At 62.2% G+C, this 12,322-nt stretch carries 9 protein-coding genes and 1 pseudogene; 3 read left to right on the plus strand and 7 right to left on the minus strand.

Annotated elements, in window-relative coordinates:
* The first annotated feature begins 272 nt into the window (after positions 1-272).
* On the plus strand, positions 273-1,820 hold the full coding sequence (locus VGD45_RS27235; protein WP_331158545.1) for a catalase: 1,548 nt from the start codon (positions 273-275) through the stop codon (positions 1,818-1,820).
* Positions 1,821-2,034: 214 nt separating this feature from the next.
* Complete coding sequence (gene pcaD / locus VGD45_RS27240; protein WP_331158546.1) at positions 2,035-2,844, plus strand: 3-oxoadipate enol-lactonase; 810 nt, start codon at positions 2,035-2,037, stop codon at positions 2,842-2,844.
* Positions 2,845-2,846: 2 nt separating this feature from the next.
* Here the strand turns inward: pcaD and VGD45_RS27245 are convergent, their stop codons facing one another.
* The 5 genes from VGD45_RS27245 to VGD45_RS27265 all read right to left on the minus strand — a co-directional run bounded on the left by VGD45_RS27245 (position 2,847) and on the right by VGD45_RS27265 (position 9,514).
* Positions 2,847-3,386 (minus strand): TetR/AcrR family transcriptional regulator, encoded by a 540-nt coding sequence (locus VGD45_RS27245; RefSeq protein ID WP_331158547.1) that lies wholly within the window; start codon positions 3,384-3,386, stop codon positions 2,847-2,849.
* A gap of 97 nt (positions 3,387-3,483) precedes the next feature.
* Complete coding sequence (locus VGD45_RS27250; RefSeq protein ID WP_331158548.1) at positions 3,484-6,567, minus strand: efflux RND transporter permease subunit; 3,084 nt, start codon at positions 6,565-6,567, stop codon at positions 3,484-3,486.
* A gap of 57 nt (positions 6,568-6,624) precedes the next feature.
* On the minus strand, positions 6,625-7,755 hold the full coding sequence (locus VGD45_RS27255) for an efflux RND transporter periplasmic adaptor subunit (protein WP_331158549.1): 1,131 nt from the start codon (positions 7,753-7,755) through the stop codon (positions 6,625-6,627).
* Positions 7,756-7,957: 202 nt separating this feature from the next.
* The gene (locus VGD45_RS27260) at positions 7,958-8,809 is read right to left on the minus strand and encodes a CHAD domain-containing protein (protein WP_331158862.1); all 852 of its coding nucleotides are present in this window, start codon (positions 8,807-8,809) and stop codon (positions 7,958-7,960) included.
* Positions 8,810-8,938: 129 nt separating this feature from the next.
* Positions 8,939-9,514, minus strand: a complete 576-nt coding sequence (locus VGD45_RS27265) for an inorganic diphosphatase (protein ID WP_331158550.1) — start codon at positions 9,512-9,514, stop codon at positions 8,939-8,941.
* Between the two features lie 169 nt (positions 9,515-9,683).
* Between VGD45_RS27265 and VGD45_RS27270 the strand changes: the two are divergent.
* Positions 9,684-10,340 (plus strand): annotated as a pseudogene (locus VGD45_RS27270) (MFS transporter); the annotation flags it as partial.
* Between the two features lie 53 nt (positions 10,341-10,393).
* On the opposite strand, the gene VGD45_RS27275 reads toward VGD45_RS27270, so the two are convergent.
* Together VGD45_RS27275 and kdgD are read right to left on the minus strand one after the other, a co-directional pair.
* Complete coding sequence (locus VGD45_RS27275; protein ID WP_331158552.1) at positions 10,394-11,287, minus strand: LysR substrate-binding domain-containing protein; 894 nt, start codon at positions 11,285-11,287, stop codon at positions 10,394-10,396.
* 19 nt (positions 11,288-11,306) lie between these two features.
* Positions 11,307-12,263: a 5-dehydro-4-deoxyglucarate dehydratase gene (kdgD, locus tag VGD45_RS27280; RefSeq protein ID WP_331158553.1), complete on the minus strand. Its 957-nt coding sequence runs from the start codon at positions 12,261-12,263 to the stop codon at positions 11,307-11,309.
* Positions 12,264-12,322 lie beyond the last annotated feature (59 nt).

Below are 12,322 nucleotides of genomic sequence, written 5' to 3' on the forward strand. Positions count from 1 at the left end.
GCCTCACTATCGGCGTCGCCTCGCGGCGACTTGATCTGACCTCTCCTGATGCCGCACTGCCGGAAACATGCAGCACCCCTACGGGGGTTTCCTTAGGCCAACGCCCTGGTTCACATTCTTGACCGGTCAACGCTGTCATTTGACCGAGCAACAAGCGATTCGACCGACAGAGCCGGCGTCTATCGGCCCCATCCGATCAATCGATTTCTATGATCGCCAGCGTCCGCGTACCTTGACGCCATCTCGGACGACCCGGAGCAGTCGCAGACACCATGAGCAAGCCAGACCTCGAGAGTGCGAAAGCCGTCACACTCACCACCAGCGCCGGCAATCCCATTGCCGACAATCAGAACTCGTTGAGCGCGGGTCCGCGTGGACCGTTGCTGCTGCAGGATTACCAGCTGATCGAGAAGTTGGCGCATCAGAACCGCGAGCGCATTCCCGAGCGCGTGGTGCACGCCAAGGGCTGGGGCGCGTATGGAACGCTGACCGTGACGGGCGATATCTCGGCGTACACCAAAGCGAAGGTGCTGCAGCCTGGCGCGAAGACGGATCTGATCCTGCGTTTCTCCACCGTGGCCGGCGAGCTCGGCGCGGCCGATGCAGAGCGCGACGTGCGTGGCTTCGCGCTGAAGTTCTATACGCCGGAAGGTAACTGGGACCTGGTCGGCAACAACACTCCGGTGTTTTTCATTCGCGATCCGCTCAAGTTCCCGGACTTCATCCGCACGCAGAAACGTCATCCGCGCACCAACCTACGCTCGCCCACGGCGCAGTGGGATTTCTGGTCGCTGTCGCCGGAAGCTCTGCATCAGATCACCATCCTGTTCTCGGATCGCGGCCTGCCGACCGACGTGCGCCATATGAATGGCTACGGCTCGCACACATACAGCCTGATCAACGCGGCTGGCGAGCGCTTCTGGGTGAAGTTCCACTTCAAGACCCAGCAGGGCCATCGCCACTGGACCAATGCTCAAGCCGCCGAAGTCGTCGGCCGCACTCGCGAGAGCACGCAGGAAGATTTGTTCAGCGCCATCGACAAAGGCGATTTCCCGCGCTGGACCATGCAGGTGCAGATCATGACCGAAGCGCAGGCCGCTGCGTGGTCGGAAGACACCGGCTGGAATCCGTTCGACCTCACCAAGGTGTGGCCGCATCGAGACTTTCCGCTGATCGATGTCGGCGTGCTGGAGCTGAATCGCAATCCGAGCAATTACTTCGCCGAGATCGAACAGGTGGCGATGTCACCTTCCAACATCGTGCCGGGCATCGGCTTCTCGCCCGATCGCGTGCTGCAGGGTCGTATCTTCGCTTACGCCGATGCGCATCGGTATCGTCTCGGCACGCACTACGAAGCGTTGCCGGTGAATGCGCCGAAGTGCCCGGTGCATCACTATCACAAGGATGGATCGATGCGTTTCTTTCAGAACGACACGGGTAACGCCGACGCGTACTACGAGCCGAACTCGTTGAACGGTCCGAAACAGGATCCGCGCTACGCCGAGCCGCCACTGACGCTGCATGGCGCGGCCGATCGTTTCGATCATCGCTCCGGTAACGATGACTTCACCCAGCCCGGCAATCTGTTCCGCCTGTTCGACGCGGCCCAGAAGCAGCGTTTGTTCGACAACATCGCCGCCGCCATGCAGGGCGTGCCCGAGTCCATCGTCCGCCGTCAGCTCGCGCTGTTCAGCAAGTGCGATCCGGCATACGGCGAAGGCGTGCGTCGCGCACTGAAGCTCGATCCTGTCGGCGACGATCGCCTCAAAGGCACCAGCGCCACGGACGAAGCTGCCGAAAGCGAAGCCATTCCCGCGTAGTTCTTTCTCCTCCTCCCTGCAACTGCCCCGCCTCGCGCGGGGCTTTTTTTGGGGATCGCAGACCCAACGCTGAATCGACACATCGCTCGAAGCTCTCCCTAGAGAGAAAAATTAAAATCTCAGTTCCGCCCCCCGCAACATGAACTCTCGGACCCAAGGGCCGTAAACAACTGTTGTAGGATAGGCGCTCTTCAAATCCACGGCCGGGGGCGGAATGAAGCAAGTCACCTCACAGGATGTACAACTTCGGGTCGAGCACACGCCGAGGCCCGGGGCGCCGGCGCTGTTATTGTTGAATTCGCTGGGGACGTCCATGGAAATGTGGGACCTCCAGTTCGAGCCCCTGAGTGAACGTTTCGAGCTCATCCGCTTCGACGCGCGGGGCCATGGCAAATCTACAATTGGCACGCACAAGGAAGCCACGATGGATCTGCTGGCCACCGACGCGCTGAACGTGCTGGACGCTTGTGGCGTTGCGCGCGCTCATCTTTGCGGCATTTCACTGGGTGGCATGATCGCCATGTACATCGCGACCAAGTGGCCGGACCGCGTGCTCAAAGCAGCACTGTGTAATACCTCCCCTCACATGCCTCCGCGCGAGAACTGGGAGACGAGGATACAAACGGTGATGAGCCAGGGCCCGGCGGCGCTGGCGGAAGGCACGTTGTCGCGATGGTTCACGCCGCAGTTCCATCAGGACCACCCCGAGAAGGTGGCGCGCATTCGTTCGTTACTTTTGCAAACGTCCCCACAGGGATACGCCGCCTGCTGCGCGGCCATTCGGGATATGGATCAAAGGGAATCGATTCGAGGCATCACTGCGAAGACATTGGTCATCGGCGGCACCGCGGACACCTCGACAACCCCGGAACACGCCAAGCTCATCGCGAGCAACATTCCCGAATCGAAGCTGGTGATGCTGGAAGCCGCGCACTTGTCGAACATCGAGCGCGCCGACGAATTCAACGCCACGTTGATCGAATTTCTGCAAGGCGAGCTCACTCAACCCGAGCCCACCGAGTAAGGTCAGGCAGCACCGAGCTTCTGCAACAGCGCGGCGCGCTGCTGGGGCGTGATCTCGTAACAGCTGAACAGGTCGGCCACCCACATCCCATCGGCGACCAGCCGCAGATGCAACTCCTCGAGCGCGACATCAGGCGAGGCATTCTGCTGGAATAAATGCAGACGCCCCCGCACGCGGCCCGCCAGCTCGGGCTGACCTGTGCAAATGAGCTTGAGCGCTTTGAACACCTGTTCGTCTTTGGGCAACTCGCCCATGCGCGCAACGACTTGCAAATAAGCCTTCGCAAGGCTGCCACCCGCGGCCTGCCTTTCAACTTCGATCTGCAACTGCTCGACCAGATGATCGGCCAGCGCCTCGAACAGCGACTGCTTGGAATCGAAGTAGTACAGCAGCCCGCCCTTGCTGACGTGCGCGGCTTCGCTGACCGCGTCGAGCGTCAAACTGGCTGCACCCTTCTGAAGCACGAGAGCAGCGGCCGCATCTAGAACCTGCTGACGCCGAGCGCCCGCGGCGCGAGCGCGAGGAGAGGGGATGGTGGACATGCGTCAGACGTGGTGCCGGGCAGCTTGATATCAAGCGCCCGGCCCACGCCGCGTCACAATCGTCCAAGTCGAGTCAGTCCGATACAAACAGTCCGCCTCAAACAGGCTGCGCCACCGGCGTACCGGCTACGCCCCCTTCCTGAACTTCCGAGCTGTGCTTGCGATGATCCGCGGCAATCAGCGTGTAGAACACCGGAACCACGAACAGCGTGAAGATGGTGCCAACGATCATTCCCGTCACCAGCACGATGCCGATGCTGTTACGCGCCTCGGCGCCCGGCCCAGACACCAACACCAGCGGGAAGTGACCGAACACCGTCGCCGCCGAAGTCATGAGCACCGGCCGCAAGCGCGTCAGCGACGCCTCACGCAAGGCGGCGATCTTCTCTACGCCACGTTCCTGCAGCGTGTTCGCGAACTCGACGATGAGAATGCCGTTCTTCGCGATCAAGCCGACCAGCGTGATCAATCCGACCTGCGAATAGATGTTGATGGTGGTCATATCGAGGAACGTGAACACCAGCGCGCCCGAAATCGCCAGCGGCACCGAGCCCAGCAACACGATCAACGGATCGCGGAAGCTCTGGAACTGCGCCGCGAGCACCAGATAAATCAGAATCACCGCGAAGCCGAGCGTCGCCGTCAAAGCCGCGCCCTCGTGCCGGATCTGACGCGACTCACCCGCGTAATCGATCAGCACATTCTTACCGCCCGCTTTCACGGCAGCGTCTTCGAGCACGCGCAAACCTTCTTCCTTGGTCACGCCCGGCTGCACGCCGCCGAAGATGCGCGCCGAGTTACGTTGCGCGAATCGATTCAGCGTACGCGGGCCTGTTTCCGATTCGATGTGCATGAAGGTCGAGACCGGGACCAGCGCGCCATCAGGCGTCTTGATCTTCAGATCCAGCAGCGGATCGAGCGTGGCGCGATCCTTGTCGCCGATCTGTGGAATGACCTTGTAGCTGCGATCGAAATAGTTGAAGCGATTCACGTACGCGCCGCCGAGCAGAGTGCCCAGCTCACGACCGACGCCCGCGAGATCCAATCCGAGATCGGCCAGACGCTCGCGATCGAGCACGACGCGGGCTTGCGGCAGATCGATCTTCAGATCGGTGTCGACGTACAGGAACTTGCCACTGGCCCAGCCCGCATCGAGCACCGCCTGCGTGGTCGCGAGCAACTCTTCGATGGAAGCTTCGTTCTGCACGATCATCTCGACGTCATATTGGCCCGGCGTCGGCAACGGCGGATCGAGGCGTGGATACACGCGCAGCCCCGGCACTTGGGACACAGCGCCATACACCGCGCCATACATTTCTTCGGTCGAACGCTCGCGCTCCTGCCAATTCTTCGCGACCAGGCCACCGAAACCGCCCCAGTTCGCCGTCAGCGACCACATGAAGTCCGCCTCGGGGAACGCAGTGAGTGCCTTCACGACCTGCTGCGAATCGCGATCGGTCGCGACCAGAGAGGAGTCCGGCGAAGCCTCGAAGAACAAGCTGATGTGACTTTGATCTTCGACCGGCGCCAGCTCCTGACGCGAGTACATATACAAAGGCCATGCTGCCAGCGTCACAAGCACAGCGACCGCGACGATGCCCCACCGCATGTTGAGCGCGCCGTCGAGCAAACGCTCATAGGTACGCCGGACGGCTTCGAAGCCGCGATTCACGAGAACAGTCAGTTTGGTTTCATGACCGTGCTCATGCACAAAGCGCGAGCTCATGACCGGCGACAGTGTCAAAGCGACCAGACCGGACACCACGACGGCTGCCGCCAGCGTGATCGCGAATTCCAGGAACAACGAGCCCGTGAGGCCGCCTTGGAAGGCGATCGGCGTATACACCGTCGCCAACGTAATCGTCATCGCAACGACGGGGCCGCCCAGCTCACGCGCACCCAACAACGCCGCCTCGATGCGCGACTTACCTTCCCGCACGTGTCGCTCGACGTTTTCGACGACCACGATGGCGTCGTCCACCACCAGACCCACCGACAACACGATGGCCAGAAGGGTCAGCAGGTTCAAACTGAAGCCCGCGGCGATCATCACGATGGCCGCGCCGACCAACGACACAGGCATCGCGACCAGCGGCACCAGTGCCGTACGGATCGAGCCCATGAACAGGAACACCACGATGGCCACGATCAGCACGGTCTCGCCCAGCGTCTTGGTGATTTCCTCCAGGGCGCTGCGCATGAACATGGTGCCGTCCCACACCAGCCGCATTTCGACGTCGGCCGGCAAGGTGGGCTTGATGCGTTCCATCTCGTCGCGCAGGTGTTGCGCCACTTCGATTTCATTCGAGCCCGGCAGCGGCCACACGCCCAGATACACGCTCTGCTGGCCGTTGTACTTAGCCACCATCGCGGCCTCTTCGGCGCCCAGCTCGACACGCGCCACATCGCTCAAGCGCACGATGGCGCCGTCGCGATCGGCGACGATCAACCGCTCGAACTCATCGACCGCGCGCAGATCCGTATTGGCTAGCAGGTTGACCTGCACCAGGTTGCCCTTGGTCTGGCCGACGGCCGCGAGATAGTTGTTCCGGCGCAGAGCGTCGTGCACGTCGCCCGGCGAGAGATTGCGAGCGGCCAGACGATCAGGATCGATCCACACGCGCATCGCCAAAGGCTGACTGCCTTCATAGCTCACGCGCTGCACGCCTTCGAGCGTCGACAACTGCGGCTGTAACGTACGCGACAGCCAGTCGGTCAGCTCGGGGACAGTGCGATCCGGAGAGGTGAAGCCGAGATAGAACGTTGCATACGGACGATCGGCGCGCTGCACTTCGACGACCGGCGGCTCCGCTTCGGCCGGCAATTCAGAGCGCACCTGCTGGAGGCGCGCAGTGACTTCCGCCAACGCATCGGTGCTGTTGTGATCGAGCTTGAGCCGGATCGTGACGGTGCTCATACCCGCGCGGCTGGTCGACTCCACGTAGTCGACGCCGCCGATCGCTGAAACGGCACGTTCGATGGGCGTCGTCAGGAATCCGCGAACCGTCTCGGCGCTGGCGCCGGTGTAGACCGTGGTGATGATCACCGACGAGCTCTCGACGCTCGGGAACTGCTGCACCGGGAGGTTGAACAACGCCCGCGCGCCGACCAGCACGATGACCAGGTTGACCACCACCGCCAGCACGGGGTGCTTGATGAATATGTCTGTGAATGAGCGCATTAGCGTGCTTCCTGAAGCGAGCCGCGCCGGATACCGCCGCGGCTCTTTCCTTAGTTGTTACATGCTGGCGGCGGCGGACTTCGACTCGTTCTTCGCCACCGATTCCGGCGGGTTGCCGACCGCGACCAGCGCGGCCTCGCGCAACTTGAACGAGCCAGACGCCGCAACCTGCTCACCCGGTTCCAGACCCTTGGTGATCACGACCTCGTCGCCAGCCATTGCATCGACCTGCACTTGACGCAGGCGAGCGCGTGTCTTGCCCTGCTCGTCCGCGACTACGACGAACACGTGATCACCGGCCGGGCCTTTGCGTACCGCACTCGCTGGGACGACGGTCGCCAACATCGGCGTGCCGACGGCCACTTGGACTCGCACTGACGCGCCCGGCGCCGGCGCATCACCCTTGATCTTCGCGCGGATGGTCGCGTTACGAGTCGACGGATCGACTCGCGCATCGATCGCAAGAATTTCGGCCTTCACTCCCGAGGTTGTGTCAGTGCCGGCGAACACGTCTACCTTGCTTCCGGGGCGCAGGTTCGCGGCGACTTGCTGAGCCACCGTGAAGTCGACATAAGCCTCGTCGTCCACGCCTTGCAAGGTGGTGAGCAGCGTGCCTTCGTTCAGATACTGACCGGGATGGACGTCCGAAATACCAATGCGGGCACGGAACGGCGCGCGAATGACTTTGCGATTGATGACGGCTTTGATGCGGGCCACTTGGGCCTGCACCACTTCCTGTTCGGCTCGCGCGGTATCCACTTCCATTTCAGAGGCGGCGCGATGTTCGCTCATGCGTTGCATGCGGGCGAACTGCGTGCGGGCAAGCTCGGCTTGCGCGAGCAGCGCCTGCAGATCCGCTTCTTCCACGGAAACATCGAGGGCGACGAGAACGGTGCCGGCCTCGACGATCTTTCCCGGCTCGAGCGAAACGTGGCGGACGGTGCCTGGCAATTCGTTGCGAACGGTGATGGAGCGTGTCGCGACGACGGTGCCGATCGACGTCGTTGTCCGAACGTGCTGGTGTTCACGAACCAGGGCGGTGACGATGGTTTCGGCCGGCTCGGGCTGGCTGGCCGCCGCTGCTTCCGATTCAGCAAGGCTCGATCGTTTCCAGGCGCTCAGCAGCAGGCCGGATACGATTACCGCGCCTACGAGCAACAATGAACCTATCCATTGACGCGATTTCATTACTGATCCCCAATCCTTCGATGCGAATACCGAGGGTGAGCAAGGTAGCCGCGTGCTGCCGGGGGACCAATCGGGGGCGGCGAAAGTCACTCGTGCCAGGGAAGCAGTAATCGACAGGGTGTCGTGTACCCGTCACGCCGAGATCCGACGTGTTTCGGCCTGAGTGGTCACATAAATGTAACCACCATTGTTTTGCTCTGCATTATTGCTCGCGCCACAGTTGCCAGTAACGGCCGAGGCGGCTGACGAAGCGGCGGGGTTTTTCTTCGAATATTCGCTCGCCGAGTTTGAATGCCTTGTTCTGCAGTTGCTTGCGGCGGCGGTCGAGCAGGGCTAGCAGGGCGTCACGGTCTTTGTCGTCGAAAGCTTCGGTGTGAGCCGCGATCTTTTCGCGCAGGACGGCCAGGTCGTGGTCGTCGCCGAGGTGGTCGGCCAGTTTGTGGGTCTGGTCGGCCAGTTCGCTCAGCATGTCTGGCCAGGCCGGTTCGAGTATCTGCAACTGATGCCACAGATACTTCACTTGTTTACGCCAGTCATGCAGATCCTCACTGGCCCGCGAGCGAGCTGCGGTCTGCATTCCCTTCTTGCCGCCACGATAAATTCGGCCCAGACCGCCGCCGATGATCTGCCAGTCCTCTCCTTGCAGCCGCCATCGCTTGCTATTCGAACTCACGTCGCGCAAGGCCTTGCGCTGTTTGTTGGCCAATGTGGGAGTGATGGCATGCCTCGCGGTGGATTGATCCTTCCGCAGCACACGTTTGAATTTTTCCAGCTGCAACGAGCGGGTCGCTGGCGCATACCGTTCGACGAGATCGTCCAGCGCACTGATCAACACCCTACTGTCGCGGGCCACGCCCAATGGACGCGCCGCGTCGCGCAGGGCGATGTTATCGCGGCGATACGCGACCTCCCCTATCGCGTCCCGCAACAACCGGAGTGCGGCCCGCGCTTTCTTCAGCTGCTTGCGAGCGTCGTGGATGCCAGTATCGGTAATTCGTTTCTTACGCAGCGCATCGCTGGCATCCTCAATCCAGCCCTGAAAAACGCGTCGCACGCCCTGCAAGCCCGCTTCGTCATTCCGCAACTCCTCCATCCAGCTCTCCAGAGGTATTCCAGGGAACGTTCCCCCGACGACGCCGCGATAGCGCGGTTGAGGGGGAGCACGGTGCCGGGAGGAGATAGGTCACTCCCGGCGACGCGAGCCACCGACGCCGTTCTTCGCTTGTTTCTCAAACTCTCTCATGGAATCGCGAAACATCCTCTCCGCATCCCGCGGTCCACCGCGACCTGAGATTTTGAACTCCCTTCCCTGCGCCTGATTGTATGACGCGAAGAAATGCTCGATGTCCCGCAGCTGCTGTTCCTCGACCTGGGCTAGCCGGGTGATGGCCGGCTTATTCACCGTCGTCTCTATGGTACCCACCAGCCGGTCGTTACGAATCATCTTCCGACCTTCCTTCTGCCGGGCGCGGATCACGCCGATGAGATGAACCTGCACGAGGCAGCCGACGAACAGCGGAGTGTCGTTTAACACGAGCACATCCAAGGCGTCGCCGTCCTCGGCCCGGGTGGACGGAATCGCACCGAAATCGAACGGAAAAGAGAGGCCCGCCGGCAGGATCCGGCTCAGCTTGAAGACGCCCAGCTCGGGATCGAATTTGTACTTGTTACGACTGCCCTTGGGCGTATCGATGACCACTCGCACCAGGCCGGTGTCCGGATCCTGAGCGGGCAAGTCCATCGGCGATGCATACGGCATGACGGCCTCCTCCGAAACCGAAGGAGCGAAATGCACAATGAGTTCCGGCAGGCCACCCCGGTCGATGCCGCGAGTGGATCGATCCATAGACGATTTGACTTAGACGCCGCCGTGGCCCCCGCCTAGCATCCAGCAACGCCTGACACCACGAGCGCGACGAAGGGGGAGCATGTCGATCGCTGCTATTGCCGAGCGGCGCACTCAGGTGCGCTTCTTCATCATCGGCTTCATTTTCCTCGTCACCTCGATCAACTACGCCGACCGGGCCACGTTCTCGATCGCGGGGACCGACGCCGCGCGCGAGCTCGGCCTGTCGCCCATCGCCACCGGCTATATCCTGTCCGCTTTCGCCTGGGCCTACGCATTGGCGCAAGTGCCAGGCGGCGCGCTGCTGGATCGTTTCGGCACTAAACGAATCTACGCGGGCGCGATCGCGCTGTGGTCAGTGTTCACGTTTTTACAGGGCTTCGCGGGGTTCATCGCCGGCTTCTCGGCCATCACCATGTTGTTCGCCCTGCGCTTCCTGGTGGGCCTGAGCGAAGCGCCCTCGTTTCCTGGCAACGCCCGCATCGTCGCGGCTTGGTTTCCAAGCAGCGAACGCGGCACCGCCTCGGCCATCTTCAATTCGGCGCAGTATTTCTCGTTGGTCGCGTTCGCGCCGCTCATGGGCTGGATCGTCCACAACCACGGCTGGCGCGCCGTATTCTACGTGATGGGCGCGCTGGGATTGCTCGCGGCGCTGGCCTTCGTCCGGTTCATCCATGATCCGGTGCGCCACCTGAGCATCAATTCCGCCGAACTCGCCTATATCGAAACCGGCGGCGGTCCGCTCAACTACGATCGCAAACATCCGCCGACGTTGGCCTTTCCCTGCATGCGTTAGGCGCTCTCGGAAAACTCGGCGCAGAGTTTCAACATCGGCTGAAGCGCGGGATTGCCATTGTCTCGACGCCAGGCCATGTGCAGCTCGACCGGCTTCTCCGGCTGCGTGGCGAACTTGCGAAACTGAATCGCGTCCATGTGCAGCTCGATGGCCGACGCCGGCACGATGGCCGCGGCGAGCCCGGCGCGCACCAGTCCCAACATCGAATGAATCTGCGTCACGTGCTGAACGTACTCGGGCAAAGCGCCAGACGCTTCGAATAGCCGCGTGAGCATGTTGTTGAAGTAGCCCGCGCCCATGCGCGAATACATGATGAGCGGCTGGTTATCGAAATCACGGGGTGTCAGCGAAGGTTGATCGGCGCGTGGATCCCCGGCAGGCAACGCCGCCATCAGCGGCTCTCTGAGAATGAGGCGGGACTCGAAGCTGGCCTGTTCCACTGGCGGGCGGACGAAGGCGATATCGATCTGTCCCGTCATCAGTCCCTCGAACTGATCCGAGGTCACCATCTCGAACAGTTCGAGCTCGAAGTGCGGCAACGACGCGCGGGCGCGAGCCACGATGCGCGGCAGAAAGCTATATCCAGAAACGGCAGTGAACCCGATCGCTACTCGGCCAGTATCGCCTTCGGCGACGCGACGTGCGGCGAGCGCCGAGGTCTCGGCGAGACGAATGATACGGCGGGCTTCGGGCAGAAAAGTGCTACCCGCGGGCGTGAGCTTGACCTGGCGGCTACTGCGCTCGAGCAGCTGGACGCCGAGCGCCCGCTCCAGCAATTGGATCTGACGGCTCAGCGGTGGCTGCGTCATGTTCAGTCGCACGGCGGCCCGGCCGAAGTGCAACTCCTCGGCGGTGACCACGAAACAGCGCAGCTGGCTCAGCTCGAACATTCGCCAACATATAGCGTGCTCAGGCGTTGCGTGCCAGTAGCTCTCCGAAAGTCGCGGGCGCGGCAGCCTCGGCCTTCACGATCAGGGCCCGCAATTCCTCCAGCTCGCGCTCGGTCAAATCGGTCAATGGCGAGCGCACCGGGCCCGCCGGCCGGCCGATCACGTTCATGCCGGCCTTGACGATGGACACCGCGTAGCCTCTGCCGCGATTGCGAAGCGCGATATAGGGCATGACGAAATCGCGCAGACCGGCGAGCACTTTCACCTGATCCTCGGCGCGCACCGCCCGATAGAAAGACAGGGCCCAGCGCGGCATGAAATTGAAAATCGCCGAGGAATACGTCGTCACGCCCATCTTGAGATAGGGCGCGGCGAATGTCTCGGCCGTGGGCAGGCCGCCGATGTAGGTCAGTCGGTCGCCCATGCGCGTGTAAATGCGCGTCATCAATTCGATGTCGCCCACGCCGTCCTTGAAGCCGACCAGATTGGGATGTTGCTCGCACAGGCGCGCCAATGTGACATCGTCGACGATGGCGTTGTCGCGGTTGTAGACGATCACGCCGATAGAGACGGCTTTACACACCGCCCCGATATGCACGGCGAGCCCTTCCTGCGAGCCGTTGATCAGATAGGGCGGTGACAGCAGCAAGCCGTCTGCGCCGGCGGCCTGAGCCTCGCGCGCCAGCTCCACCGCCATGGCTGTGCCATAACCGCAGCCTGCGATCACCGGCAGACGACCGCCGCATTCCGCGACAGCGGCCGAGACGACGGCGACCACTTCCTTGGAGGTGAGTGAAAAGAATTCACCCGTGCCGCCGGCAGCAAACAAGCCGGCGAGCTGGTGTTGCATCATCCAGGCGCAGTGCGCGCGATAGGTCGCGACGTCGAAGCGATTGTCCGCATCGAAGTGCGTGACCGGAAAAGACAATAATCCTTGGCCGATCGCTCGGGCCATTTCCGCGGGAGTGAACGGCATGGTTGCGACTCGTGTCCGGAGCGCATGCTCCACCTGACGCTAGCGTAGGCGCTGCTAGC

The organism is Steroidobacter sp. (assembly GCF_036402275.1).
Taxonomy (GTDB): Bacteria; Pseudomonadota; Gammaproteobacteria; order Steroidobacterales; family Steroidobacteraceae; genus Steroidobacter.